General features: G+C 63.0%; 22 protein-coding genes. 3 read left to right on the top strand and 19 right to left on the bottom strand.

The annotated features are described in order from the left end of the window. Positions 1 to 2: 2 nt before the first annotated feature. Positions 3 to 2036, bottom strand: a complete 2034-nt coding sequence (locus NAV32_RS05295) for a TonB-dependent receptor plug domain-containing protein (protein WP_256051757.1) — start codon at positions 2034 to 2036, stop codon at positions 3 to 5. 106 nt (positions 2037 to 2142) lie between these two features. Then, complete coding sequence (locus tag NAV32_RS05290; RefSeq protein ID WP_256051756.1) at positions 2143 to 2712, bottom strand: DUF6436 domain-containing protein; 570 nt, start codon at positions 2710 to 2712, stop codon at positions 2143 to 2145. Positions 2713 to 2832: 120 nt separating this feature from the next. Here NAV32_RS05290 and NAV32_RS05285 point away from each other — a divergent pair, with 120 nt between their 5' ends. Further along, entirely contained in the window at positions 2833 to 3771 is a 939-nt protein-coding gene (locus tag NAV32_RS05285; protein WP_256051755.1) for an alpha/beta hydrolase, read from the top strand. Between the two features lie 45 nt (positions 3772 to 3816). Here NAV32_RS05285 and NAV32_RS05280 read toward each other — a convergent pair whose 3' ends face one another. Beyond that, complete coding sequence (locus NAV32_RS05280) at positions 3817 to 4581, bottom strand: DUF2059 domain-containing protein (protein WP_256051754.1); 765 nt, start codon at positions 4579 to 4581, stop codon at positions 3817 to 3819. 97 nt (positions 4582 to 4678) lie between these two features. On the opposite strand from NAV32_RS05280, the gene NAV32_RS05275 reads away from it, so the two are divergent. Next, on the top strand, positions 4679 to 5287 hold the full coding sequence (locus NAV32_RS05275; protein ID WP_256051753.1) for a 2OG-Fe(II) oxygenase: 609 nt from the start codon (positions 4679 to 4681) through the stop codon (positions 5285 to 5287). 62 nt (positions 5288 to 5349) lie between these two features. Here the strand turns inward: NAV32_RS05275 and dctM are convergent, their stop codons facing one another. The 9 genes from dctM to rfbB form a co-directional block, all read right to left on the bottom strand. Further along, complete coding sequence (gene dctM, locus NAV32_RS05270; protein ID WP_256051752.1) at positions 5350 to 6630, bottom strand: C4-dicarboxylate TRAP transporter large permease protein DctM; 1281 nt, start codon at positions 6628 to 6630, stop codon at positions 5350 to 5352. Then, positions 6630 to 7259, bottom strand: a complete 630-nt coding sequence (locus tag NAV32_RS05265) for a TRAP transporter small permease (protein WP_256051751.1) — start codon at positions 7257 to 7259, stop codon at positions 6630 to 6632. The genes dctM and NAV32_RS05265 overlap by 1 nt, the downstream gene beginning before the upstream one ends. Positions 7260 to 7520: 261 nt before the next feature. After that, positions 7521 to 8513 (bottom strand): TRAP transporter substrate-binding protein, encoded by a 993-nt coding sequence (locus NAV32_RS05260; RefSeq protein ID WP_256051750.1) that lies wholly within the window; start codon positions 8511 to 8513, stop codon positions 7521 to 7523. Between the two features lie 378 nt (positions 8514 to 8891). Then, entirely contained in the window at positions 8892 to 10277 is a 1386-nt protein-coding gene (locus NAV32_RS05255) for a sigma-54-dependent transcriptional regulator (RefSeq protein ID WP_256051749.1), read from the bottom strand. Between the two features lie 6 nt (positions 10278 to 10283). Next, entirely contained in the window at positions 10284 to 12083 is a 1800-nt protein-coding gene (locus NAV32_RS05250; protein WP_256051748.1) for a sensor histidine kinase, read from the bottom strand. Positions 12084 to 12180: 97 nt separating this feature from the next. Continuing rightward, entirely contained in the window at positions 12181 to 13095 is a 915-nt protein-coding gene (rfbD, locus tag NAV32_RS05245; RefSeq protein WP_256051747.1) for a dTDP-4-dehydrorhamnose reductase, read from the bottom strand. Continuing rightward, positions 13092 to 13637: a dTDP-4-dehydrorhamnose 3,5-epimerase gene (gene rfbC, locus NAV32_RS05240; RefSeq protein ID WP_256051746.1), complete on the bottom strand. Its 546-nt coding sequence runs from the start codon at positions 13635 to 13637 to the stop codon at positions 13092 to 13094. The genes rfbD and rfbC overlap by 4 nt, the downstream gene beginning before the upstream one ends. Beyond that, positions 13634 to 14506 carry a glucose-1-phosphate thymidylyltransferase RfbA gene (rfbA, locus tag NAV32_RS05235; RefSeq protein WP_256051745.1) on the bottom strand — a complete coding sequence of 291 codons (873 nt, stop codon included), beginning with the start codon at positions 14504 to 14506 and terminating at the stop codon, positions 13634 to 13636. Before rfbA ends, rfbC begins: the two co-directional genes overlap by 4 nt. Then, positions 14503 to 15573, bottom strand: coding sequence for a dTDP-glucose 4,6-dehydratase (rfbB, locus tag NAV32_RS05230; RefSeq protein ID WP_256051744.1), 1071 nt, complete (start codon positions 15571 to 15573; stop codon positions 14503 to 14505). The genes rfbA and rfbB overlap by 4 nt, the downstream gene beginning before the upstream one ends. Before the next feature lie 237 nt (positions 15574 to 15810). Here rfbB and NAV32_RS05225 point away from each other — a divergent pair, with 237 nt between their 5' ends. Next, on the top strand, positions 15811 to 16749 hold the full coding sequence (locus NAV32_RS05225; protein WP_256051743.1) for a sensor domain-containing diguanylate cyclase: 939 nt from the start codon (positions 15811 to 15813) through the stop codon (positions 16747 to 16749). Here NAV32_RS05225 and NAV32_RS05220 read toward each other — a convergent pair. The 7 genes from NAV32_RS05220 to NAV32_RS05190 form a co-directional block, all read right to left on the bottom strand. Next, positions 16746 to 17861, bottom strand: coding sequence for an ABC transporter permease (locus NAV32_RS05220; RefSeq protein ID WP_256051742.1), 1116 nt, complete (start codon positions 17859 to 17861; stop codon positions 16746 to 16748). The genes NAV32_RS05225 and NAV32_RS05220 overlap by 4 nt on opposite strands. Before the next feature lies 1 nt (position 17862). Next, positions 17863 to 20604 (bottom strand): ribosome-associated ATPase/putative transporter RbbA, encoded by a 2742-nt coding sequence (gene rbbA, locus NAV32_RS05215; protein WP_256051741.1) that lies wholly within the window; start codon positions 20602 to 20604, stop codon positions 17863 to 17865. Further along, positions 20601 to 21668, bottom strand: coding sequence for an HlyD family secretion protein (locus NAV32_RS05210; protein ID WP_256051740.1), 1068 nt, complete (start codon positions 21666 to 21668; stop codon positions 20601 to 20603). Before NAV32_RS05210 ends, rbbA begins: the two co-directional genes overlap by 4 nt. A gap of 144 nt (positions 21669 to 21812) precedes the next feature. Continuing rightward, positions 21813 to 22445, bottom strand: coding sequence for an ABC-type transport auxiliary lipoprotein family protein (locus NAV32_RS05205; RefSeq protein WP_256051739.1), 633 nt, complete (start codon positions 22443 to 22445; stop codon positions 21813 to 21815). Next, positions 22442 to 23380, bottom strand: a complete 939-nt coding sequence (locus tag NAV32_RS05200) for an MlaD family protein (protein ID WP_256051738.1) — start codon at positions 23378 to 23380, stop codon at positions 22442 to 22444. The genes NAV32_RS05205 and NAV32_RS05200 overlap by 4 nt, the downstream gene beginning before the upstream one ends. Continuing rightward, the gene (locus NAV32_RS05195; protein WP_256051737.1) at positions 23380 to 24168 is read right to left on the bottom strand and encodes an ABC transporter ATP-binding protein; all 789 of its coding nucleotides are present in this window, start codon (positions 24166 to 24168) and stop codon (positions 23380 to 23382) included. Before NAV32_RS05195 ends, NAV32_RS05200 begins: the two co-directional genes overlap by 1 nt. Beyond that, complete coding sequence (locus NAV32_RS05190; protein ID WP_256051964.1) at positions 24165 to 25286, bottom strand: MlaE family ABC transporter permease; 1122 nt, start codon at positions 25284 to 25286, stop codon at positions 24165 to 24167. The genes NAV32_RS05195 and NAV32_RS05190 overlap by 4 nt, the downstream gene beginning before the upstream one ends. Between the last annotated feature and the right edge of the window lie 104 nt (positions 25287 to 25390).

Genomic DNA, 25390 nt, shown 5'->3' with positions numbered 1-25390 from the left:
ATTTAGAAACTCCCACTCAATGCCAGGGTGATGCCACGGCCTGGTGCTTCCAGTTCGTAGCCACTGACGCCGTCGGCCAGGTGCTCATGGTACGTCTTGTCGAAGAGGTTGCTCAGCTTGGCGTCAAGATTGGCTGTCTGCAGCACGCCAACCTTGCCGAAGCCCCAGCCGAGGCTGGCGTCGGCGGTGACAAAGCCGGACGTTTCGTCCTCGGTGCCGTTGGAGAAGCGTGTGGCGACACGGTCCTGCTCGGCTACGGCGCGCAGCTGGGCGTGCCAGTAGAAGCCGCGCTCGGAGGGTTGGCCAATGCCCAGTGTCAGCTCGTGGGCGGGCATCTGGTACAGCGCTTCGTCGTCCTGTTTGTTCTCGCCGCGCAGCCAGGTGAAGCTGCCATCCACCACGAAGGCGCCAACGGCCTTGCTGGCGCTGCCTTCGAGACCGTAGATCACCACCTCGTCAAGGTTCCCGGTACGTTTGACCGGCAGACCGCTTTGTGGCGGCTCGTTGGTCACACGGCCAGCGATATAGTCGTCGATGCGGGTGTGGAAGGCCGCCAGACGGTAATCGAAGTCGCTGCCGCGGCCCTTGAGACCGACTTCGAAACTGGTGGAGCGCTCGGGGTCGAGCTTTGGATTGCCGATGTGGTAGTAGCCGTCGCCGCGCGCCGCATCCTCGAAGCGTTCGCGCAGGTCGGGGGCACGGTAAGCCTGGCCGACGTTGGCGTAGAGGTTGAGGGTATCGGTCAGCGGATGGGTGGCGCCTAATGACCAGGACAGGCTGTTGTCGCTGCTGCTGAGGCCGCTGGTCTGGGTGGCGCCCTTCTGCTTGGCGTCGCCGCTGACGCGGTCCAGGCGGGCACCGGCGACGATGGCGGTGCGGCCCAGCTCGAACTCATCCTGCACGAACAGGCCGTAAGAGTTGACTTCACCATCCTTGAACGGGTCGTTGCGCTGGTCGTTGTTGAACAGCGGTGGGTTGTTGTGCATGTGCCGTTCCGGATCGCCGGTCATCTTCCAGCCTTCGCCGCCAACGGTTAGCAGATGCGAGCCGATCGGTACCAGATATGAAGTGCGCAGCCCGTGGGTGATAAAGCTGACATCGTTGCGTACCTGGTTGCGGTCGAGCGTTGAGGAGTAGGCGCGGATTTCCCGGTAGACCTCCTGGCGATAGACCTCGGTATTCAGCGTGCCTTCGCCGAGACGGTTCTCCAGCCCGAGCTGATAGAGCTCACGGCGTTGTTCCGGCGAATGGATGGTCGTTTGGCCGATCAGCGCCGAGGGGGCGGAACGCGTCGAGCCGGGATACCAGACGTCACGGTCGGTGTGGCGCTGGATATTGAGGCTGACATTGACGTCGTCGCTCAGGCGCTGCTTGTACTTGAGTAGCAGGCTGTCGGAGCTGTAGCCGGTACGCTCCTCGGTACCACTGGGGCTGTCATAGTCGTTGACCTTGCGTCCGGCGGCGCCCAGCACCAACGCGTGATCGCTGCTGGAGTCGCGCAGCAGCACCGCACCGTTGAAGCCTTCATCGACACTGCTGGCGGACAGACCGAAACGCCCGCCCTGCTGCGCCTGCTCGGTAAAGCGCGCCTCGGGTGTGATCAGGTTGACCACGCCGCCCATGGCGCCGCTGCCGTAGAGCACCGAGCTCGGCCCTTTGACCACCTCGGCGCGTTCCAGCAGGCCGAGATCGAGGAAGGAGGCCAGCGAGCCTTGTGGCTGTGCCGAGTTGACGCGCACGCCATCGACCATCAGCACGGTGCTTTCCTTTTTCATGCCGCGCAGCACCGGGTTCTGCCCCCAGGCGCCGTCGCTGTGCACGGCGAGCCCGGGCTTGCCGCGAAACAGGCTGCCAGCCGCTGCCGCTGTTTCGGTTGGCTGTGCCTGTAACACCTCGATGGCTTGCGGAATGTCCTGGGTTGCAGCCTGGTAGCCCTTTGCAGTGATGACGGTTTCCTGCAATTCCAGCGGAGCGGCGAGGGTGGATGCGCTGACGGCGAGGCAGGCCAGGGCCAGGGGATGAAGGCGGAAAATCATGGTACGACTCCCAGGATGAGTTCCGGCAGTGAGAGACCGGGTGCGTGGAGTCAACCTTATTCTAAATAGTAACAATTATCATTTGATGATAATCAAGTTTTCCCTGTTACGGCTGCCAGTCGCAAAAGCAGGCCACCGCGAGGGATTGGGTGGCGAGAACCTTGCGCCCGGCCAGCAGTGCTTCGAGGATGGGTTCGACGAAGCTGTTGTCCGAGCTGCACACCGCACCCTCGCTGTAGGGGCCGATATAGGCCAGTTCACCATTGCTGTCCCAGATGCCGACTGCGGGGCTGGCCGGTAGTTGTTCGGTGCCTGTCAGTCCGGCGAGGGGTTGCAGCGCCGCCAGTTGTGGTGGCAGACGACCCTTGCTGCCCGGTTTGCGGACTTCGAAGAATTCCACCGGTTGTTTGTCGAAATGCTCCAGCAGCTCCTGCAGATGCTGCTGGTTGCCGACGTTGCACGGGCAGCCGGGGTCCCAAAAATGTACGAAGCGTACGGGCCCCGGACCCTGAAGCTCGGCGGGCAGTTGCAAGGCCTCGCCATTGAAGAGCGCAGTGCGTTCGCCGTCGAAAGTCCGCAGGTAGCGCGACTCGAACCACTGATAGGCGGATAGCATCGCGCCGGCTCCAAGCAGCAGGCTCAGGCAGATGACAAGGTATTTGCTGCGCACGGACATGAAAGGTGCTCACCGGGGGGAAGACTTCTGCGTTTCGTCGCGGGTGTAGTGAAACGGTCACAGCTTGCCATGTTGCGTCGCAGAGCTGAATATTCCGTGCAATCCCCGTAAGAAAACCCTATGCCCTCGCGAATCGATCCCGACTCACTGCGTGCCCAACTGAGCCCCCTCGGCGAAGATGCCATCCTCACCCCGGACGCGCTTTTCTACCAGTCCTACTACGGCCTGGACATGCCTGGTCCGGGTAGCGTGCACCCCCGGCTGGGCCGCTTTGGCGTGCATGATTACGAGGTGGTGGCACAGCTCTGGCGTCCCGAGCAGCCGGTGGCCACCCTGCTGATTCTGCATGGCTACTACGACCACATGGGGCTGTACCGGCATGTGGTGGAGTGGGGGCTGCAGATGGGGTTTGCAGTGCTGGCCTGTGACTTGCCAGGGCACGGGCTGTCCAGTGGGTTGCGCGCCAGCATCAACGAATTCGATGAATACCAGGCAGTGTTGCAGGGCCTGTTGCATGAAGCCGCCGAACTGGATCTACCGCGTCCCTGGCATCTGCTGGGGCAGAGCACCGGGGCGGCAATCGTTCTCGATCATCTGCTGAGCCAGCCGCAGGATCAGAATCTGGGGCGCAGTATCCTGCTGGCTCCCCTGGTGCGACCGCGTGCCTGGGGCAGATCACGTCTGAGCTATGAAGTGATGCGCCGCTTCGTCAGGCAGATCCCGCGGACGTTTTCCGACAACTCCGGCGATCCGGTCTTTCTCGACTTCGTCCAGCGTCGCGACCCGTTACAGGCGAACATCCTGCCCACGGCCTGGGTGGGTGCGCTGTCGCGCTGGATACCACGCATCGAAGGTGCCGCGTCAAGCATGCACAGTCCGATCATTGTCCAGGGCGAAGCCGACATGACCGTCGACTGGAAACACAACCTGCCGGTGCTGGAAAGCAAGTTCGCTGCGCCGGAGGTCCTGCGCTTGCCCGCGGCGCGGCATCATCTGGTCAATGAAAGTGAAGCACTGCGCCGGCAGTATTTCGACTTCCTCAGCGAGCGTCTGAGATGACCCGCTCGTAAGGCCGAACGGGTTCGGCCTTACGGTGCTAAAGGCTCAGATACCCTGCTGCGTCTGGATATCGGCACCGCTGAGGCCGACGGCCAGACCTGCGCGCAGGGTTTCCAGCGCCGCCTGGTAGTAATTCTTGCCAGCGGGGGACTGGGCGAAGGTGACAAACTCGTCCAGCTCCACATCCGACAGGTTGCGATAGACATACAGGAGGGTGTTGTCCAGATCAGCCTCGATCTGCTGCTGCAGACGCTCGCGCTGGGTGTCCAGCAGTCCCTGGGCCTGAGTACCGCCGAGCAGGCCGGGGATCATCTGGCTGAGGCTGTCCGCTGCGACGCCGGCCAGCGCCAGGCTGACCTCGGCACCGGCTTGCGCGGCAGGCAGAGCCTGGGCCAGATGACGAATCAGCAGTTGCCGATTGCTGCCGGCTTCCATGCGTGGCAGGCCGCTTTCATAGCGGGCCAACTGTTCCTTGCGCGCGGCCAGGGTTTCGGCAGCGACGATCTTGTGGCCCAGAGGGGTCTGGAAGAACTCCAGCGCCGGCTGCGGGTCATCCAGAGACTGGCGCAGCGCCTGTTTGGCGCGCCGGTCCATGGCATCGGCGGCGAAGCGCTTATTGCTGTTGGTCACCAGTGCCTGATAAACCGCAGGTGGCAGGCTGCTCTTGTAGCGCTGCTGGGCGGCAGTCAGGGCATCATTGAAGTTGCTCCGCTGCTCGGTCCAGCCGGCGGTTTCGTAGAGTTCGTCGTGGATGTCGGCCAGGCTGTTCAGGCTGAAGGCGAGTAATACACAGGTAATAAGGGCGCGCATGGAAGCTCCTGTCTGGCGGGCGGTTTATTTTCGGCGCCCGAAGCATGCTTGTCGAGGCGCTGCTAGACTCTTTCGGTATCCCTTCGGAGTCACTTTCTTGCAGTTCTCAACCATCATCGATGACCTGGCCGAGCGTGGCTGGTCGCTGCAGAGTTCCTTTCTTTCCCATGCTGTGACCCACAAGTTGGCTGACGAGTGCCGCAGACGCGAGGCCGAGGGCGCGCTGGCTCCAGCCGGGGTCGGTCGTGGCGAGGCACAGGCGGTGCGCGAAGGCATTCGCGGTGACCAGATCCAGTGGCTGGAGCCGGGGCAGTCCGAAGTGTGCGATGCCTATCTTCAACTGATGGATGAATTGCGCCAGACGCTCAACCGCGAACTCTTCCTCGGCCTTGAGGAGTTCGAGTGCCATTTCGCCTTCTATCCGCCCGGCGCCTTCTACCAGACCCATCTGGATCGCTTTCGCGATGACGACAGCCGCTGCGTCACCGCCGTGCTCTATCTCAACCCGGGCTGGCAGCCCGAGCATGGCGGCGCCCTGCGCATTCACTTTGCCGATGATTCGTCGCGGGATATCGCGCCGCTGGCCGGCAATCTGGTGGTGTTCATGTCCGGCGACTTTCCCCATGAAGTACTGGTCACCGAAGCTGAGCGCCTGTCCCTGACCGGCTGGTTCCGCCGTCGCCCGGAGGATGTCCTGGGCCTTTGAGCCGGGCGAAAAAAAGCCCGGCGCAAGGGCCGGGCAAAAGGGAAGAGGGTAGGTGTATGTCGCTACATGCCCAACCAGTTCGGCAGTGCCAGGGAAATCGACGGCACGTAGGTGATGACCACCAGGAAGCTCAGCATCAGGGCCAGCCACGGCAGTACTGCGCGGACCACGGTAGTGACCGGCATGCCCGTCACTGCCGAGGCGACGAACAGGTTCAGGCCAACGGGTGGCGTTATCAGGCCGATCTCCATGTTGACCACCATGATGATGCCCAGGTGGATCGGGTCGATGCCCAGCTGTACGGCGATGGGGAAGAGGATCGGCGCCAGGATCAGGATGATCGCCGAGGGCTCCATGAAGGCACCGGCCACCAGCAGTACGATGTTCACCACCAGCAGGAACATCCAGGGCTGCAGGCCTGCCTCGATGACCCAGGCGGTGATCGCCTGCGGAATCTGCTCGGTGGTCAATACGTGGGCGAAGAGCATGGCGTTGGCGATGATGAACATCAGCATGATGCTCAGCTTGCCTGACTCCATGATCACCTTCGGGCATTCACGGAGGGTCATGTCCTTGTAGACGAACAGCGCGATGAAAGCCGAGTACACGGCAGCCACGGCAGCGGCTTCGGTTGGCGTGAACATGCCCGAGTAGATGCCGCCGAGGATGATCACCATCAGCAGCAGACCCCACATGGCCTTGCGTGCTGCCGAGAGCCACTCGCGGACGCTGGCGCGCGGCAGAGCGGGGAGGTTCTTCTTCACCGCGATGATGTAGATGGCCAGCATCAGAGCGCTGCCCAGCAGGATGCCCGGAACAACGCCGGCCATGAACAGCTTGCCCACTGATTGCTCGGTAGCGGCGGCGTAGACCACCATCACCACTGAGGGTGGAATCAGGATGCCCAGGGTGCCGGCGTTACACACGATGCCGGCACCGAACGCCTGCGGGTAACCGGAGCGCACCATGCCGGCAATGGCAATTGAACCTACTGCGGCAACGGTGGCGGGTGAGGAGCCGGACAGTGCGGCAAACAGCATGCACGCCAGTACCGCGCCAATGGCCAGGCCGCCACGGATGTGGCCGACGCAGGCGTTGGCGAAGTCGATCAGACGACGGGCCACGCCGCCGGTGGTCATGAAGGCGCCTGCCAGCAGGAAGAACGGAATCGCCAGCAGCGTGTAGTGCTCGGAGGTCTCGAACAGCTTGATCGCCAGCGAACGCACCGAGTCTTCGCTGAAGATCATGATGGTCAGCGAGCCGGCGAGGCCCAGAGAGACGGCAATCGGCACACCGATGAACATCAGCAGGAAGAGGACGACGAACAGGAACAGAATGGTCATTACTTGTGCTCCTCGTGCTCGGTCAGCTTGACCGCTTCTGCGGCTTCGTCAGCCAGCCCGAGGCCGGTCTGTTGGCCGCGCAGGATGCGCACGAATATTTCAGCGAAACGGATGAACATCATGGCGAAGCCGATGGGCACGATCATGCCGATATGCCATTGCTTGATGCCGACATGACCCAGATCCTCGGCGCCGATGTTGGCGACGAACAGGGCCTGGATCCACTCGAAGCTGGCGACGCTCAGTAGCCCGGAATAACCCAGGCAGATGAGACAGGCGATGATGCCAATGACCCGCTGGATATGCCGCGGAGCAAGCTTGACCAGGGCGTCCACGCCAATGTGACCGGCGGTGCGCACGCCATAGGACAAGCCAGTGAAGATCAGCCAGGCGAACAGGGCCTTGGTCAGCGCGGTGCTCCAGGTCATGGACTGGGCCAGTCCGATAATGAAGTCGCCGATGGCAAACCAGAAGTCGGCGCTGCCCTCGAACCGGTCGCCCAGATCGTAGAACAGCGTATAGAGATTGTTGAGGATCACGTAGACGAAGGTCACCAGGGTCATGGCGGCCAGCAAGAAGGCAATAAAACCTTCCTCGAAGTGGTCCCAGGCGCGCCGCAGGGCGTTCATGGATGACATCTCCCGTATGGATTGACAGTGTGTGCCGATGTGAGCGACTTGAGCGTTCGCCGTAACCAGCCGTGGCGACCGGTATGACAGAGCAGTAAAAAGCGCCTGTATTACCCGTGTAGCGGTTTGATGGTGCTTGCTGCATCAGCGCTGACCGGGATTGAGTCTGGCCTTCGCGAGTGCTCCGCTTTTCACTGGTCTGTCGGTGTTGCCTGTGCGAAAGGCGGGGAAGGCAGGTGTTACCTGCCCTCCCTGTAAGGCTTACTGGGCCTTGTTGGCAGCTTCGGCTGCCTGGATCAGGTCTGCACCGATCTCGCCTTCAAACTTCTTCCAGACCGGCTTCATGGCGTCGCGCCACAGTTCGCGCTGCTCTGGAGTCAGGTTGACGATTTCGGTGGTACCGGCATCGAGGATGCGCTGCTTGTCAGCCTTGTTCAGCTCGTCGGCCAGCTTGTTCACCTCGGCGGTGACTTCGACCACGATGTTTTCCAGTTCGCTGCGGACATCAGCCGGCAGGCCGTCCCAGAACTTGGTGTTGGTGATCAGCATGTAGTCCAGCAGGCCGTGGTTGGACTCGGTGATGTACTTCTGCACTTCGTGCATTTTCTGCGAGTAGATGTTCGAGTAGGGGTTCTCGGCACCGTTGACCACGCCGGTCTGCAGACCCTGGTAAACTTCGGCGAAGCTCATCTTGCGCGGGTTGGCGCGTACGGCCTTGAACTGCTCGTCCAGCACCGCGGAAGCCTGTACGCGGAACTTCAGGCCGCGGGCGTCCTTGGGCTCGACCAGCTTCTTGTTCGCCGACAGCTGCTTCATGCCGTTGTGCCAGTAGCCCAGGCCGGTAATGTTCTTGTCTTCCATGGAGCTCAACAGGCTCTGGCCGGCTTCGCCTTTCTGGAAGCGGTCTACCGCATCGATGTCATCGAACAGGAACGGCAGGTCGAATACCTGAACGCCCTTGGAGTAGTGCTCGAACTTGGCCAGCGAGGGTGCGATCAGTTGAACGTCGCCCAGCAGCAGCGCTTCCATTTCCTTGCCGTCACCGAACAGCGAGGAGTTCGGATAGACCTGGACCTCGACCTTGCCCGGCAGGCGCTCTTCGGCCAGCTTCTTGAACAGCAGTGCGCCCTGGCCCTTCGGCGTGTTTTCGGCAACTACGTGGGAGAATTTGATGGAGATCGGGTTGGCGTTCGCCAGGCCGGCAATACCCAGGGACAGAGCGCAGGCGAGCGCCGTGGCAGTCAACTTGAACATTGTTGTTTTCCTCTTGTTGTGAATTGAGCGGCTCCATGAAAGGAGGCCGCTCGGCTGTAGCCGGCAAAGGCAGGTCAGGCGCTTCGAAGAAGCCGTTGTGCCTACAGCGACCTTGCTTTGTCGGCTCATGGGGTTGGCAAGAGCAAGCACTGTGCCATAAGCCTGTAATGTTGGTTGGGAGCGTGCGAATCGGATCGCCGTGATGGCAAAAGGCTGACCAATGGTCCGTGTGAGCTTCTTGATCACACCGTTTGTAAAACTTTAGTCGAATAACGACACCGCTGCCGTACACGCCTCACGTCTCTGTGAAGGGCGGGGGAAGAGGCTCTTTTGCGCTGGAAAGAAATTTTTGCGTATCGCGCGGCGGGAATCCGCCAATTAATCCGCCTCTTCCGGCGAGCTTCCGCCAGTATCGGCAAAGCTCAGACCGTGTTTGCGCAGTTTGTCGTGCAGGGTCTTGCGTGGCAGGCCAAGCGCCTCGGCGACGCTGCGCAGCGAGCTGTGCAGGCGCGCCAGTTCTGCCGCGATCAGGGCGCGCTCGAAGGCATCGACCTGTTCGCCAAGGGCAAGGCCGATGGTCGGCACTGCTTCGGTGAGCTGGCCCGGCTCATCCAGCCCCAGTTCAAGCCCCAGCGCGAAACGCTCGGCGGTGTTCTGTAGCTCACGCACGTTGCCTGGCCAGGAATGACGCAGCAACTGCGCACGCTGCTGTGGGCGCAGCTCGCGAATGGGCAACCCGTGGCGCTCGGCGGCGGTTTCGCCGAAGTGCCGGAACAGCAGCAGGAGATCCTCGCTGCGTTCGCGCAGGGGTGGAATGCGCAACGGCGCGACATTCAATCGGTAATAAAGGTCGGCGCGGAAGCGGCCCTGATCGGAAGCCAGGCGCAAATCCTCCTTGGTGGCGGCGATCACGCGGATATCCAGGCTGATGGTCTGGTTGCCGCCCAGTCGCTCGACCACCCGTTCCTGCAGCATGCGCAGCAGTTTGACCTGCACGTCCAGGCTCATGCTCTCGATCTCGTCGAGGAACAGCGTGCCGCCGTTGGCGAACTCGAACTTGCCGATGCGGCGCTTTTGCGCGCCGGTGAAGGCTCCGGCCTCGTGGCCGAACAGCTCGCTTTCGACCACCGACTCGGCCAGCGCGCCGGCATTGATGGCGACGAAGGGGCCGTTGCGGCGGCTGGACAGATCGTGCAGCGCGCGGGCGACAACCTCCTTGCCTGCACCGGTTTCACCGAGTATCAGCACGTCGGCCTGGGTGCCGGCCAGCGCGCCAATCTGTTCGCGCAACCGCTGCATGGCGGGTGACTGGCCGAGCAGGCGCGCCGACAACTGCTGACGATCGGCCAGGGCCAGGCGCAGGCTGCGGTTGTCCAGCACCAACTGGCGCAGAGCGAGGGCGCGGCGCACGCTGTCAAGCAGCGCTTCGCTGGGGAAGGGTTTTTCCAGAAAGTCATAGGCGCCGGCACGCATGGCCTGCACGGCCAGCTGGATATCGCCGTGGCCGGTGATCAGCAGCACCGGCAACTCCGCGTCGTGGCTCTGCAGTTGTTGCAACAGCTGCAGGCCATCAATCCCCGGCATGCGGATATCGCTGACCACCACGCCCGGCCAGTCCGCCGGTAGCCTTGCCGTCAGGCTGCGTGCATCGTCCAGATCGACCACGCGCAGCCCGGCCAGGTCGAGCGTCTGGCTCAGCGCCTTGCGCAGATAGGGGTCGTCATCGACCAGCAGCACCTGGGTGCGGGAATCGATCTGGCTCATGGGGGTTCAGTCCTCGCTCGGAAAGGTCACGCCCGGATCGGCGCTGCGCAGGTAGAGGCAGATCTGGGCACCGCCTTCAGGATGGTTGGCCATGCTCAACTCGCCATCCAGGGCGCGCGCAAGGGTATCGCAAATGGCCAGGCCGAGGCCCAGACCCTGAGTGCTGGTCTTGGTGGTGAAAAAGGGCTCGCGGGCGCGTTGCAGAGCCTCGGCGCTGAAGCCGGGGCCGTTGTCACGCAGGGTCAGCAGTACACCGTCATCCTTGCGCTCGGCACGCAGCCAGATGCGTCGCCCCGGTGGTCGCTCGTTGAGGGCATCGAGGGAGTTGGCCAGCAGGTTGGAGAGTATCTGACGCAGCCGGGTCTCGCCGGCCTGGACCCAGAGAGTCGCCTCGGGAACATCGCGAATCAGCTCGACGCCCATCGCCTGCCTGCGTTTGGCCTGCAGTGCCAGGGCATCGTCCAGCGCCGGCTGCAGCGCCACCCGCTCGGGCGCATGCCGATCACGCCGGGCGAAGGCACGCAGGTGGGCGATGATCGAGGCCATCCGTGCGGTGAGTTCGCTGATCAGTTTGAGGTTGTCGCGCGCCTCGTCGTTGCGCTGCTGGTCGAGCAGCACACGCGCATTGTCGGCATAGCTGCGGATGGCGCCGAGCGGCTGGTTGAGCTCGTGGCTGATGCTGGCGCTCATGGTGCCCAGCGCCGAAAGCTTGCCGGCCTGTAGCAGTTCGTCCTGTGCGCGAACCAGTTCCTGCTGAGCCTGCTCGCGCTCCAGAACCTCTTGCCTGAGGCGGCTGTTGAGCGCCTCCAGATCCTGGGTGCGCTCCTGCACGCGCCGCTCCAATTGCTGACGCGCCCTGGCATCCAGTGCGATGCGCTCCAGATAATGCCGCCGTCGCTGCATCCACAGGCCGACCAGCAGCAACAGCGCAGCGAGGGTAGCGCCGCCAATGGCTACCACGGTGCGTACGGGCCGTTCGAGCAGGGTGATGGGCGCGAGGATGCGTACCGTCCAGCCGGTTTCCTTCAGCTCGCGGCTCTGGATCAGCCAGCGTTCGATATCCAGCGTGAGGTTCTGCGGTGTGATCGTTGGGTAAGGCTGGTCGAAGGCGATCTGTTCGCGCTCCTCGATATCCAGGGCACGGCTGGCGCGGAAGCGCCAGTCGGGGCGGGAGGTGAGGATCACCACGCCGAAACTGTCGGTAACCAGCAGTTGTTCGGGGGTGTTGCCCCAGAGCGTTTCGGTGTGGTCCAGATCGACCTTGACCACCAGTACACCGAGGATGCCCTGATCGTCTTCTACCGCCGCACCGAAATAGTAGCCGCGCTTGCCAGAAGTGTTGCCCAGCCCGTAAAAGCGCCCGAGCTGGCCTTCCATTGCCTGCCGGAAATAGGGGCGGAAGGCGAAGTTGCGGCCAATGAAGCTGTCTTCGGCATCCCAATTCGAGGCTGCCAGGGTCAGCCCATCGGTATCCATCAGATAGATGACGTCAGCGCCGGTCTGGTTGCGCAGGCGCTTGAGCAGGCGATTGGCCTGGTCGGTCACGGCGGGGCTCGAACTGTCGCGCAACAGGCTGCGCAGGTCCGGCAGGTCACCGAGAATGCGTGGCAACACTTCGTATTGACGCAGGGTGCCGAGCAGGTTGGCGACGTAGAGGTCCAGCGTCTGGCGGTTCTGTTCGATCCGTTCGTTGCGGTAGTAACGCTCGGCGAGCTGTTGCAGCGGCCAGAGTAGCGGCACAAGCAGCAGCGCCAGCAGCGCCAGGTTACGCCAGCGTGGACGACGGGGGGATTCGGGTGGAGTCATGCGGATGCGCCTGGGATTCGCGCACATTATGCACAGTCAGGGCGTCTGCAGGGGCGTCCGCAGGGGCTGCATCAAAGCCATGAGTGCTGATGAACCGTCAGGCGTTCTGGGGGGCCTTCATGCCGTGTGCGGCAGTCTGAGGGCAGCGCGGAGTGGACAGGCAATCCTCCAGCGCCGCTTCCCAGTCGGGCAGCTGGAGATTCCAGTTGTGCTGCAGCCGAGAGCAGTCCAGGCGTGAGTTGAGTGGGCGTTGGGCAGCGGTTGGATAGTCCCTGGAGGCGATCGGCTCGAGTCTGGCGCGTAACAGGCCCTGTTGCTGCAGGTGTTCGGCAATGCTGCAGGCGAAGCCGTACCAGGAGGTTTCACCGGTTGCGGACAGATGATACAGGCCGCTGAGGTTGCCCTTGCCAGTGCGCCACTGCTGCACGATCTCTGCGGTAACCGAGGCGATGGTGCCGGCCCAGGTCGGTGCGCCGATTTCGTCGTCGACGATCGACAGCGTGTCACGCTCCTGCATGAGGCGTTGCATGGTCAGCAGGAAGTTGCGCCCGTGCAACGAATAGACCCAGCTGGTGCGCAGGATCAGATGCTCGCCTGCAACGGCCTGGATTGCCTGTTCGCCGGCCAGCTTGCTTTCGCCATAGACACTCAGCGGCGCCGCCTGGTCATGCTCCTGGTAAGGCGCGGGCTTGCGTCCGTCAAAGACGTAATCACTGGAGTAGTGAATCAGCGGAATATCGAGGCGTGCTGCTTCTTCGGCCAGCACGCCGGGGCCTGTGGCATTGACGGCGAAAGCCTGTTGCCGGTCGTCCTGCGCGGGATCGACCGCGGTATAGGCCGCCGCGTTGATGATCAGGTCGGGACGCAGCAAGCGAACCTGCTGGCGAATCTGCTCCGGTTCGGCCAGGTTCAGGGTTTGATGACCGAGTGCGAGCACCTTTCCTTCACCGGCGAGCGCCAGCTGCAGCTCTTGCGACAGTTGCCCCTTGTTGCCGGTGATCAGGATTTTCATGGAAAGAGTTCAACCTCGCTCAGGCGTTTACCCGCGCTGTCCTTGGCGGACAGCTGCGGCGGTTCGGCGATGGGCCATTCGATGCCCACCTCCGGGTCATTCCACAACAGACTGCGCTCGTGTTCCGGGGCGTAGTAGTCGGTGGTCTTGTAGAGAAACTCGGCGCTTTCGCTGAGCACCACGAAACCGTGGGCAAAGCCTTCGGGAATCCACAGCTGGCGCTGGTTCTGCGCACTCAGATGGGTGCCGACCCAGCGGCCGAAGCTCGGTGAGCTCTTGCGCAGGTCAACGGCGACATCGAACACCTCGCCGGCCACGACGCGCACCAGTTTCCCCTGCGGCTGCCGGATCTGGTAATGCAGCCCGCGCAACACGCCGCGCTGGGATTTGGAGTGGTTGTCCTGAACGAAGTTTCGCCTGAGCCCCGTCGCCGCTTCGAAAGCGGCTGCATTGAAGCTTTCGTAGAAGAAGCCGCGCTCGTCACCGAACACTCTGGGCTCGATGATCAGTACGTCGGGAATGTCGGTTTCGATGATCTTCATGCGTCCTCGCCTGCCAGTTTGAACAGGTACTGGCCGTAGCCGGTCTTGCCCAGCGCGTCGGCGCGGCGCAGCAGCTGCTCGCGATCGATCCATTTGTTCTGGTAGGCGATTTCTTCCAGGCAGGCGACTTTCAGGCCCTGACGATGTTCGATGGTCTGCACGTACTGCGAGGCTTCCAGCAAGCTGTCGTGGGTGCCGGTGTCGAGCCAGGCGAAGCCGCGACCGAAGCGCTCGACATTAAGGTCGCCACGCTTGAGGTAGGCCATGTTGACGTCGGTGATTTCCAGTTCGCCGCGTGGCGATGGCTTGATCGACTTGGCGATCTCGATCACATCGTTGTCGTAGAAATACAGCCCCGTTACCGCATAGCTGGACTTGGGCTTCTTCGGTTTTTCCTCGATGGACAGCGCCTTGCCGGTCTCGTCGAAGTCAATCACGCCGAAGCGCTCGGGGTCCTTGACCCAGTAGCCGAATACCGTCGCGCCGCTCTTCTGTGCCGAGGCACGCTGCAGCATCTCGGTGAAGTGCTGGCCGTGGAAGATGTTGTCGCCGAGGATCAGGCACACCGAGTCATCACCGATGAACGCTTCACCGATCAGAAACGCCTGCGCCAGGCCATCCGGCGAAGGCTGCTCGGCATAGCTGAAGTTGACGCCGAGCTGGCTGCCATCGCCCAGCAGGTTCTTGTACTGCGGCAGATCCTGTGGGGTGGAAATCAGCAGGATGTCGCGGATGCCAGCGAGCATCAGTACCGAAATCGGGTAATAGGCCATCGGCTTGTCGTAGATCGGCAGCAGCTGCTTGGATACGCCAAGGGTGATGGGGTGCAGACGAGTGCCGGAGCCTCCGGCGAGGATGATTCCTTTCATGCGTTCTCCAGCGCGCCAAGGCGCTCACGTTGATAGCTGCCGTCTTGGACGCGACGGCACCATTCGAGGTTGTTCAGATACCACTGCACGGTCTTGCGCAGGCCGGTCTGGAAGGTCTCTTCCGGTACCCAGCCCAGTTCACGCTCGATCTTGCTGGCATCGATGGCATAGCGCAGGTCGTGGCCCGGGCGATCCTTGACGAAGGTGATCAGGTCTTCATAGCGCGCAAGCCCGGCAGGCTTGCCCGGCGCCAGTTCTTCCAGCAGCGCGCAGATGCCGCGCACCACTTCGATGTTCTTCTGCTCGTTGTGCCCGCCGATGTTGTAGGTCTCGCCGACCTTGCCTTCGCTGACCACCTTGAACAACGCACGGGCATGGTCTTCGACGAACAGCCAGTCGCGAATCTGCGAGCCATCGCCATACACCGGCAGCGGCTTGCCATCGAGGGCGTTGAGGATCACCAGCGGGATCAGCTTCTCGGGGAAGTGATACGGGCCGTAGTTGTTCGAGCAGTTGGTGATCAGCACCGGCAGCCCGTAAGTACGCTGCCAGGCACGAACCAGGTGGTCCGAGGAGGCCTTGCTGGCCGAGTAGGGCGAGCTGGGCGCGTACGGCGTGGTTTCGGTGAACAGGTCGTCGACGCCGTGCAGGTCGCCGTACACCTCATCGGTCGAGATGTGGTGGAAGCGGAATGCGTCGCGTCGTTCAGTCGGCAGGCTCTGCCAGTAGGCGCGGGCGGCTTCGAGCAGCTGGTAGGTGCCGACGATGTTGGTCTGGATGAATTCCGCCGGGCCGTCGATGGAGCGATCAACGTGGGACTCGGCGGCCAGATGCATGATGGCGTCCGGCTGGAATTCCAGCAGTGCTTCGGCCACGCGGTCGCGGTCGGCGATGTCGGCCTGCAGGAAGCGGTAGCGATCGCTACTGTCCACCTCTGTCAGCGATTCGAGGTTGCCGGCATAGGTCAGCTTGTCGAGATTGAGCACGTGATGCCCGGTGTCGCGAATAAGATGGCGGATCAGCGCCGAACCGATAAAACCGGCTCCGCCGGTAACGAGAATACGCATGATGGGTGAGCTTCCTTGACGTGTTGCAGAGCGGCGTGTCGGCTGATAGACCCGGTGGGTAGATAAAAATTCCCGTGACGGGTGCAGGTGGTCTGCTTGCAGCCGGCGGCATCATAACAGGGCGAAAAACGCTGATGGCGGCAACCTTGCATCATGACGCCGACGTCGGCAAGCTGTGCCGTTTCCGGGCGAAAGCAGTGCTCGATCTACCGCCCATAAAATGCAGGAGCAGGCGCCTTGCCTCTCGATTCCAATGTCCCCTCGGGGGGTGATCCGTCAGTCGACAAGGGACGTGGCGAGGTTGGGCTGGCGACCATTCTCGACAGCCTGGACGCACTGGTCTATGTGGCGGATATGGACACCTACGAGCTGCTGTTCGTGAACGCCTACGGTCGCCAGAAATGGGGTGAATTCCAGGGGCGCAGATGCTGGCAGATCTTGCAGGACGAGCAACCCGGCCCTTGTGGCTTCTGCAGTAATTCGCGGTTGCTGGATGCCGATGGCAAGCCGTCCGGTGTGCATGTCTGGGAATTCCAGAACACTCGCAATGGCCACTGGTATCAGTGCCGCGACCAGGCCATCGAATGGACTGACGGGCGCATCGTGCGGCTGGAAATCGCCACCGACATCACTGATCGAAAGCGTATGGAGCAGGCCCTGGAAAAGGCGGTTGACCGTGCCGAGGCGCTGGCGCGCACCGATGAGCTGACCGGGCTGAACAACCGCCGCGCCTTTTTCGATCTGGGCGAGCGCTTCTGCCGGCGTGCGCGTGTCGGCTATCCGGTTGCCGTGCTGATGTTCGATGTCGATCACTTCAAACGCATCAATGACACCTACGGCCATGCTGCCGGTGACGCCGTGCTGCGTGCCATTGGCCAGCGGCTGCCACCGTTGCTGAGACCCGCGGATGTGCTGGGCCGCATGGGCGGCGAGGAATTCGCGGTGATGCTGCCCGATACTGATGCGCAACAGGCGTGGTTGATTGCCGAGCGGCTACGGATGAGTATCGAAGCGCTGGCGGTCGAGTGCGAGGGCCGAGCCATTGGTTGCACTGCCAGCTTCGGCGTAGCGGTGCACGAGCACGAAGCGGTCTGCCTCGATACGCTGCTGGGCGAGGCCGACCAGGCCCTGCTGCAGGCCAAGCGCGAAGGGCGCAATCGCACCCTCACGGCCTAGCGCAGGGATTTACGCAGCCGCGACAGCGCTCCGATGAAGAAGGTACTGCCAATGGCCGCCAGTGCCAGCAGTTGCGGCCAGACGATATCGGCTCCAGCACCCCGGAACAGGATTGCCTGGGCCAGTTCGACGAAATGCGTAGTCGGGGCCAGCAGCATGATGTGCTGCACCATTGCGGGCATGCTTTCGCGTGGGGTCATGCCGCCCGAGAGAATCTGCAGCGGAATCAGCACCAGAATGATCAGCAGGCCCAGCTGCGGCATCGAGCGCGCGAGGGTGCCGAAGAAGATGCCGATGGAGGTGGTGGCGAACAGGTGCAGCGCTGCGCCGGCCATGAACAGCAGGATCGACCCCTGGATCGGCACCTGCAGCCAGCCTTCGACGACGAAGCGCAGGGCGAACGCCGAGGCCAGCAGCACCACCAGCCCCATCGACCAGACCTTGGCCGACATGATCTCGAAGGGCGTCACCGGCATCACCAGCAGATGCTCGATGGTGCCGTGTTCGCGCTCGCGGATCAGGGCCGCGCCGGTAAGGATGATCGAGAGCATGGTGATCTGGTTGATCACTTCGTTTACCGCACCGAACCAGGCACGCAGCAGGTTCGGATTGAACGCCGTGTGTATCACCGCCTGGATCGGATAGGCATCGATCTTGCGGTAACGGCTGATGAATTCGGCGACTTCCGCATTGATGATCTGCTGTATGTGCCCGGCGCCGGTGAAGGCCTGGCTGACCTGGGTGGCATCGACGTTGAGCTGAATGATTGGCTGCCGCCCGGCGAGCAGGTCCTGCTGAAAATTCGGCGGAATGTTCAGGGTGAAGGTATAGAGCGCCGCATCCATGCCGCTGTCCATTTCAGCCAGGTCGATGGCTTTCGGCGGCAGGAAGTAGGGCAACTGGAAGGCATTGACGATGCGTGTCGAGGCTTGTGACTGGTCCTCGTCGATGATGCCGATGGTGGCACGGTGTGGTGCTTCCGGTACGCCGGTGGCGCTTGAGTAGATGCCCAGCGTGAAAGCGTAGACGATCAGCAGCAGCAGTGCCGGATCGCGATACAGGCTGCGCAGTTCCTTGATGCCCAGTTGCAGGATATTGGAGAGCTTTCTCATCTCATTTCTCCTGCTTCTTCAGGCCGGCGACGCTGAGCAGGGTCAGCAGCGGAATCGCCAGCAGCAGGGGAATGAAATAGGGATACAGCTCCACCAGCCCCAGCGACTTGGAGAACACGCCACGGCTGATGATCAGGAAATGGCTGGTGGGGTAGATATTGCCGATGAAGGCGCTGGCTCCCTCCATGGCCGAGATGGGGTGCATCAGGCCGGAGAACTGTACTGCGGGCACCAGGGTTGCGATGGCCGTGCCGAAGATGGCGGCGATCTGGCTGTTGAGAATCGACGACATCAGCAGGCCCAGCGCGGTGGCACAGATCACATAGAGCAGCGCGCCGAGTGTCAGCGTCAGCAGGCTGCCCTTGACCGGCACGCCGAAGACCAGCACCGCCAGCGCCACCAGCATGAAGAAGTTGATCATGCCCAGGGCGATATAGGGCAGTTGCTTGCCGAGCAGGAATTCCAGGCGGGTCACCGGTGTGACGTAGAGGTTGGTGATCGAGCCCAGCTCTTTTTCGCGCACCACGCCCAGGGCGGTGAGCATCGCCGGGATCAGCATCAGCAGCAGCGGAATCACCGCCGGCACCATGGCTGGCAGGCTTTGCACGTCCGGGTTGTAGCGGTAGCGCAGGGCGATATCCACCTGGCTGGTGGCGGCGTTCTGGCTGGCTTCGCGCGCCAGCTGCTGCAGGTAGCTGACGTGGATGCCCTGCACATAGCCCTTGATGGTGTCGGCGCGCATGGGCATGGCGCCGTCGATCCAGAAGCCCACCTCGGGTTGGCTGCCGCGTTTGAGGTCACGACCGAAATTGGGCGGAATTTCCACCGCCAGACTGATCTCGCCGCTGCGCATGCGTCGTTCCAGCTCGTCGTAATCGTGCAGCGGCGCTTGTTCGCTGAAGTAGCGCGAGCCGGCGATGTTCTGCGTATAGGCCTGGCTGGTGGTGGTCTGGTCGCGGTCGAGCACCGCGTAGGTGAGGTTTTCCACATCCAGGTTGATCCCGTAGCCCATGATGAACATCAGCATCAGGGTGCCCAGCAGGGCCAGGGTGGCGCGGATCGGATCACGGCGCAGTTCCATCGCCTCGCGTCCGCTGTAGCTGAGCAGGCGTTGCAGGCTGAAGCGCGATTGCAGAGCGGCATTGCCAGCCGGCGGCCCGCTGCGGGGTGTTTGCGGTGCGGCTTCGGTGGGGGTCTGTTCGGCAGTGGCGTCCTGCAGATAGGCGATAAAGGTCTGTTCCAGCGTTGGCAGGCCGCGCCTGGCCATGAGCGCGCGTGGCGAGTCGCTGTCCAGTACCCGACCGGCGTGCATCATCGACATGCGGTCGCAGCGCAGCGCTTCGTTCATGAAGTGGGTGGAGATGAAGATGGTCACGCCATCCTCGCGTGACAGCTCCACCAGCAGTTTCCAGAAGCCGTCGCGGGCAACCGGGTCGACGCCCGAAGTCGGTTCGTCGAGGATCAGGATTTCCGGTTTGTGGATCACCGCCACCGCCAGTGACAGGCGCTGGCGCACCCCCAGCGGCAGGTCGGCGGGCAGGCTGCCGGCGAGCGATTCCAGGCCGAAGCGCGTCAGCATCTCGCGCACCCGACCGGCGCGCTGGTCAGCGGGAATGTGGAACAGCCGGGCATGCAGTTCCAGGTTCTGCACGACGCTCAGCTCGCCATACAGCGAGAAGGCCTGGGACATGTAGCCCACCCGCCGACGGGTATCGATATCCCGCGGGTCCACCGGCTGGCCGAACAGGAAGGCTTCACCCTCGCTGGCCGGCAGCAGGCCGGTGAGCATCTTCATGGTGGTGGTCTTGCCGCAACCGTTGGAGCCGAGGAAGCCGAAGATTTCCCCGCGCTCGATGCGAAAGCTCACCTTGTCCACCGCGACGAAATCGCCGAAGCGCAGGGTCAGGTCGTGGGCTTCGATGGCTATATCAGGTTGGCCTTCGCTCTGCTGGCGCGGGGGGATCACCAGCGCGCGGTGATCGCGACGCTTTTCTTCGGGCAGCAGGGCGATAAAGGCGGCTTCCAGATCATCACTGGCGGTGCTGGTCAGCAGTTCGGTCGGTGTGCCGGTGGCCAGTACACGGCCTTCGTCCATGGCTACCAGCCAGTCGAAACGCTGGGCTTCATCCATGTAGGCGGTGGCTACCAGCACGCTCATCTGCGGGCGATTGGCCCGAATGCGTGCGATCAGTTCCCAGAACTGGTTGCGTGCCAGCGGGTCGACGCCTGTGGTGGGTTCATCGAGGATCAGCAGATCAGGGTCGTGGATCAGCGCGCAGCACAGGCCGAGCTTCTGCTTCATGCCGCCGGAGAGCTTGCCTGCCGGGCGCTCGATGAAGGTGGCCAGGCCGGTGCTGCGCGTCAGGTCGGTGATGCGCTGCTGGCGCTCCTCGGCATCCTGGCCGAATAGCCGACCGAAGAAATCCAGGTTCTCGAACACGGTGAGGGTGGGGTAGAGGTTCTTGCCAAGACCCTGAGGCATATAGGCGATGCGCGGACACACCTGGCGGCGATGCGCAGCATCGGCCATGTCGCCGTCCAGCACCAGTACCCGGCCCTGTTGCAGGCGGCGCGCTCCGGCAATCAGCGCCAGCAGGCTGGATTTGCCGACACCATCCGGGCCGATCAGACCGACCATGCAGCCTGCCGGCAACTCCAGGCTCAGATCGTCCAGAGCAAGGGTCTGGCCGTAGCGCAGGGTCAGCTTCTCGACCCGTGCCACCGGCGGTGCACTCGGGCTCATGGCGATACGTTGATGCGCAGGTGCTCAGGCCATTCGGCCTCGGCGTCGAGCTTCAGATAGGCCATGCCGGGCAGGCCGGTCTTGACCTGCTCCATGTGCTTGCTCAGCAGCGCCGGATCGAGCCGCGCCTTGACCCGAAACATCAGTTTCTCGCGCTCGCTTTCGGTCTCGACGCTCTTGGGTGTGAACTGCGCAACACTGGCCACGTAGCTGACCTTGGCCGGGATCACGTACTGCGGCGCCGCATCGATCACCAGATGCACGTCGGCACCAATGGCCACGCGCCCTGCCTGGCGTTCGGGCAGGAAGAAGGTCATGTAGACATCGGCCAGGTCCACCAGGTTGAGCAGCTTGCCTCCGGCACCCAGCACTTCGCCCGGCTGGGTCACGCGGTATTGCACGCGTGCGATGCGGTCGCTTTTCAACTCGCTGTCACGGATGTCCGCCTGCAGCCGGGCGACGCTGGCCTGTGCGGCCTCGACCGCCGATTGCGCTTCGATGACCTGGGATTTCGCCGCGGCAATTCCCGCTGTCGCCGACAGCACCTGCGAGCGTGCCGCAGCCAGTGCCGCCTGAGCGCTCTGCATGGTCGCCAGGTCATCGTCCAGCTGCTGCCGTGCCATGGCGTTGCGCGCCACCAGGGTTTCGGTGCGCTGATGGCGCTTCTGCGCCGCAGTCAACTCGGCGCGGCGCTGGTGTACTACGGCCTCGGCCGTGGTCTTTTCGCTTTCGCGCATGGCGACCATGGCTTGGGCGGTGAGGATGGCATTCTCGGCCTGACGCACCTGGGCGCGGGCCTGATTGAGCTGTGCCTGCAGCACCTCGGTATCCATCCGCGCGAGAATTTGGCCTGGCTGAACGAAGTCGCCCTCATCGACGTTGATTTCCAGCACCCGTCCGCCCAGCTTGGTGGCTACGTCGATCTCGGTGGCCTCGATGCGTCCATTGCCGCTGGCGAAGCCGTCACCCAGGCCACTGGGGCGCAGCTCGTTCCAGAGCAGTGCGGCGATGACGGCGACAACGCCAACGATGGCCAGGGTTCTGAGGGTTCGAGCCTTGTTCATGGAGCACTCCGCTGGCCTGATGGTCCGGGCCAGTATGTAGCAGGCCCGTCCGAGACGTGTTCATTCAGATCAATATCGCTGAAACTCATGAACATTGTTCATGTTCTGGTCACGCTGGGAGACATGTCCGACGGATGCTGCCCGTCATCTGGGTATCTTGCGTGCCTGCTCGAAGGTCCAGTCAAGCAGTTCGCGGCTCAGGCGGTCGCTGGCCTGGCCGAAGGCCTCGACCACGCTTTCCACGCCGGGATCGGTGCTGGCCTGGTGAATCTCGAAACGGCGATTGGCCAGGGTGCGATGGTCGTGCTGGTTCACCAGGCGCGCATCCAGACGAATCACCACCTGCGGTGAGCCATCGACGTAAACGCTCTGAAAGGCGCGCAGGTCGCTGTGCAGGGCCAGGTCGGCGGGTAGGTTGTCGTCTTCGTTGCTCACCGAGGGCATGCGGCCATCGCGCTGGAAGGCTTCGATCAGGCGATCGCGCAGCAGCACGGGCGCGGCATCGCTCCAGCGTGCGCCCTGATAGGCGCTGATCTCGTTGCCGCGAGGGACTACGGCGATGCGCGGGCTGGAGAGGATGCGGCTGGCCTGCGGGGTATTGATACGCAGCGCGTAGTGCGGCGACTGTTCGGCGAGTGGCGCTGATGAGGTGGCGCTGGTCGGCAGCAGGAAGATGCGCAGAGGCTCGGGTGAAGGAAGGATCGAGCAGGCCGAGAGCAGCGTCAGCAGCCCACCCAGCAAGGCAAGGCGGGAAAACGAGTGAAGTCGAATGCTCATGGGGTGAACTCCTGCAGTTTTTCGCGTCCGAGCAGAAAGCCGCTCGGGTTGTCTTCCAGACGCTGGGTGACGCGACGCAGTGCGCCGAGGGTGCTGCGCAATTCGTTGATCGCCGGCCCCAGCTCGTTGAAGCCCTGCAGGCCGTTGTTCAGCGCACCTTCGTTTTCTTCCAGCAGGGTATCCAGCCGGGAGGTGCTGCGGTTCAGGGCGTTCATCGATTGCGCGGCGCTGTCGAGGACGCTGCGGCCCTGGTCGTCGAGCAGGCCGTTGGCATTGTGCGCCAGGCTGGAAAGTTCGGTCATGAGGGTGTTGGCCTGCTCGCTGAGCTGGCCGAATTGCTGAAGAGCGCGACCGATGTCGCCACGCTGTTCGGACAGCACGCTGGTGGCCTGTTCCAGATGTTCCAGGGTGCGCGACAGGCGCGTGGTGTTCTCTTCGGAGAAGATCTGGTTGGCGCTGAGCAGCAGGTTGTTGATGTTGCTCAGCAGGTCTTCGCCGTTTTCCAGCAGCGCACTGAGCGGTGAAGGATCAGCGATGATCAGCGGTGGATCGTCGCGTGAGCCTTCCAGCCGTGGGCTGCTTGGCGTACCGCCGTGCAGCTGGATGACCATGCTGCCGGTGATATTGGCCAGGGCCAGACGCGCCTGGGTGTTCTGCTTGATCGGCGTGTCGCCATAGACGCGAATGCGGGCGACAACCTTGCGCGGGTCTTCGGGATCGAGCCACAGGTCGGTTACGTCGCCGACCTTGATGCCGCTGTATTCCACCGAGTTACCGGTAGACAGCCCGCTGACCGCCTGCCGGAAGCCGACATCGTAGTAGCTGTATTCGCGGTCCATGCTCGACTTGCCGAGCCAGAGGGCGAAGAGCAGCGCGCAACCGACCGCGATCACGGTGAAGAGTCCGATCAGGACATGATGGGCACGGGTTTCCATTAGGGTGTCTCCAGCATTTGTGCAGCATCCTGCGCGGCGCGGCCACGTGGGCCATGGAAGTATTCACGAATCCAGTCGTCATCGGTGGCGGCGACGGCTTCCAGGGTGTCGACCGCCAGCACGCGCTTTTGCGCCAGCACGGCAACACGGTCGCAGATGGTGTAGAGCGTATCCAGATCGTGGGTCACGAGGAACACGCTGAAACCCAGGGCGTCGCGCAGGGTCAGGATCAGCTGATCAAAGGCCGCCGCGCCAATGGGGTCGAGGCCGGCGGTGGGTTCGTCGAGAAACAGCACCTCGGGGTCCAGGGCCAGGGCGCGGGCCAGAGCGGCGCGCTTGACCATGCCGCCGGACAGTTCGTCGGGATACTTGCAGGCGGCATCGGGCGGCAGGCCGGCCAGGGCGAGCTTCTGTCGGGCCAGGAATTCGGCGTCGGAGCGCGTGAGGCCGGCATGCTCGATCAGCGGCAGGGCCACATTCTCCTGCAGGTTCAGCGAAGTGAACAGGGCGCCGCGCTGAAACAGCACACCGAAGCGTCGTTCGATTTCCGAGCGGCGCTGGGGGGGCAGTTTCAGCAGGTTTTCACCGAATACCATGACACTGCCGGCGTTGGGCTGACGCAAACCGACGATGCTGCGCAGCAGCACCGATTTGCCAGTACCGGAGCCGCCGACCACGCCGAGGATTTCCCCGCGGCGGATATCCAGATCGAGATTGACGTGTACCGCCTGGCTGCCGAAACGATTGACCAGGCCACGGACCTGGATGACGGGTTCATCTGATTTCACCAGCCCATCTCCATGAAGAACAGCGCTGCAACCGCATCGATGAGGATCACCATGAAGATCGACTGCACCACGCTGGAGGTGGTGTGCTCGCCCACCGACTGTGCGCTGCCGCTGGCCTTGAAGCCTTCCAGGCAGCCGATCACGGCGATCAGAAAGGCAAACACCGGCGCCTTGGCCAGCCCGACCAGAAAGTGACTGATGGAAATGTCACGCTGCAGGATGTTGAAGAACATTGCCGGTGAGATATCCAGCGCCAGGGCGCAGACCACCAGGCCGCCAATGATGCCGCTGAGCATGCCGATAAAGGTCAGGATGGGCAGGGTGATCAGCATCGCCAGCACCCTGGGCAGCACCAGCAGCTCGATGGGGCTCAGGCCGATGGCGCGGATGGCGTCGATTTCCTCATTCGCCTTCATCGCGCCGATCTGCGCGGCGAAGGCGCTGGCGGTGCGTCCGGCGAGCAGGATCGCCGCGAGCAGCACGCCGAATTCTCGAAGAAAGGAAAACGCCACCAGATTGACCGTATAGATAGTCGCACCGAAGTCGGCGAGCACCGTGGCACCAAGGAAGGCCACCACTGCGCCGACCAGGAAGGTCAGCAGAGCGACGATGGGAATGGCGTCCAGGCCGGTCTGCTCGATATGCGCGGCCAGCGAGGTGATACGCCAGCGGCGAGGGTTGAAGAGAACAAGCAGGAGGGTCTGCAGGGTCAGGCCGATAAAGCCGAGCAGGGTGCGCTGCTGGTTCCAGAGCCCGGCCAGGGTGCCGCCGATATGGGCCAGAACATCCGCCAGGCCATTGGTTTGCGGCGGCAGGCTGGCTGGCGGCTGGTCCATGGCGCTGGCCAGGGTGTGCAGCAGGGCCTGGCGCTCGGGGGGCAGTTGCGGCGCCCACTCATTCAGGCGAGCGATACGGGCCGGGCCAAGCAGCTCCACCAGCAGCCCGGCGCCCGCAGTATCCAGTTCGCCGAGGGTGTGCAGCTCAATATGTTCTTCGTCGCTGATCTGCCGCCGTGCCTGCTCGACTTCGCTGCGCAGCGCCGCGTAGTGCAACAGGGTCCAGTCGCCGCCGATGACAAGGGTCGCGGCCTGACTGTCTGAGGCCGGTTGCCGCTGCAGGTGTCCGGGTCGCGAAGTGGATTGGCTCAAGGTGTTAGTCCGTGTTCCCTGGGTAAATGACGCATAGGCATGGCCCCGTTTCTGTAGGCAGGATTAGCGGATGG

Source organism: Stutzerimonas stutzeri, from assembly GCF_024448695.1.
Lineage (GTDB): Bacteria > Pseudomonadota > Gammaproteobacteria > Pseudomonadales > Pseudomonadaceae > Stutzerimonas > Stutzerimonas stutzeri_T.
Note: the sequence above shows the minus strand (reverse complement) of the source record. Positions and strands in the feature narration are given on the sequence as shown.

Excerpts from the sequence above, each read along its gene's own strand:
- NAV32_RS05295 (WP_256051757.1), bottom strand. The coding sequence starts at position 2,036 with ATGATTTTCCGCCTTCATCCCCTGGCCCTGGCCTGCCTCGCCGTCAGC.
- NAV32_RS05290 (WP_256051756.1), bottom strand. The coding sequence starts at position 2,712 with ATGTCCGTGCGCAGCAAATACCTTGTCATCTGCCTGAGCCTGCTGCTT.
- NAV32_RS05285 (WP_256051755.1), top strand. The coding sequence starts at position 2,833 with ATGCCCTCGCGAATCGATCCCGACTCACTGCGTGCCCAACTGAGCCCC.
- NAV32_RS05280 (WP_256051754.1), bottom strand. The coding sequence starts at position 4,581 with ATGCGCGCCCTTATTACCTGTGTATTACTCGCCTTCAGCCTGAACAGC.
- dctM (WP_256051752.1), bottom strand. The coding sequence starts at position 6,630 with ATGACCATTCTGTTCCTGTTCGTCGTCCTCTTCCTGCTGATGTTCATC.
- NAV32_RS05265 (WP_256051751.1), bottom strand. The coding sequence starts at position 7,259 with ATGAACGCCCTGCGGCGCGCCTGGGACCACTTCGAGGAAGGTTTTATT.
- NAV32_RS05260 (WP_256051750.1), bottom strand. The coding sequence starts at position 8,513 with ATGTTCAAGTTGACTGCCACGGCGCTCGCCTGCGCTCTGTCCCTGGGT.
- NAV32_RS05255 (WP_256051749.1), bottom strand. The coding sequence starts at position 10,277 with ATGAGCCAGATCGATTCCCGCACCCAGGTGCTGCTGGTCGATGACGAC.
- NAV32_RS05250 (WP_256051748.1), bottom strand. The coding sequence starts at position 12,083 with ATGACTCCACCCGAATCCCCCCGTCGTCCACGCTGGCGTAACCTGGCG.
- rfbD (WP_256051747.1), bottom strand. The coding sequence starts at position 13,095 with ATGAAAATCCTGATCACCGGCAACAAGGGGCAACTGTCGCAAGAGCTG.
- rfbC (WP_256051746.1), bottom strand. The coding sequence starts at position 13,637 with ATGAAGATCATCGAAACCGACATTCCCGACGTACTGATCATCGAGCCC.
- rfbA (WP_256051745.1), bottom strand. The coding sequence starts at position 14,506 with ATGAAAGGAATCATCCTCGCCGGAGGCTCCGGCACTCGTCTGCACCCC.
- rfbB (WP_256051744.1), bottom strand. The coding sequence starts at position 15,573 with ATGCGTATTCTCGTTACCGGCGGAGCCGGTTTTATCGGTTCGGCGCTG.
- NAV32_RS05220 (WP_256051742.1), bottom strand. The coding sequence starts at position 17,861 with ATGAGAAAGCTCTCCAATATCCTGCAACTGGGCATCAAGGAACTGCGC.
- rbbA (WP_256051741.1), bottom strand. The coding sequence starts at position 20,604 with ATGAGCCCGAGTGCACCGCCGGTGGCACGGGTCGAGAAGCTGACCCTG.
- NAV32_RS05210 (WP_256051740.1), bottom strand. The coding sequence starts at position 21,668 with ATGAACAAGGCTCGAACCCTCAGAACCCTGGCCATCGTTGGCGTTGTC.
- NAV32_RS05205 (WP_256051739.1), bottom strand. The coding sequence starts at position 22,445 with ATGAGCATTCGACTTCACTCGTTTTCCCGCCTTGCCTTGCTGGGTGGG.
- NAV32_RS05200 (WP_256051738.1), bottom strand. The coding sequence starts at position 23,380 with ATGGAAACCCGTGCCCATCATGTCCTGATCGGACTCTTCACCGTGATC.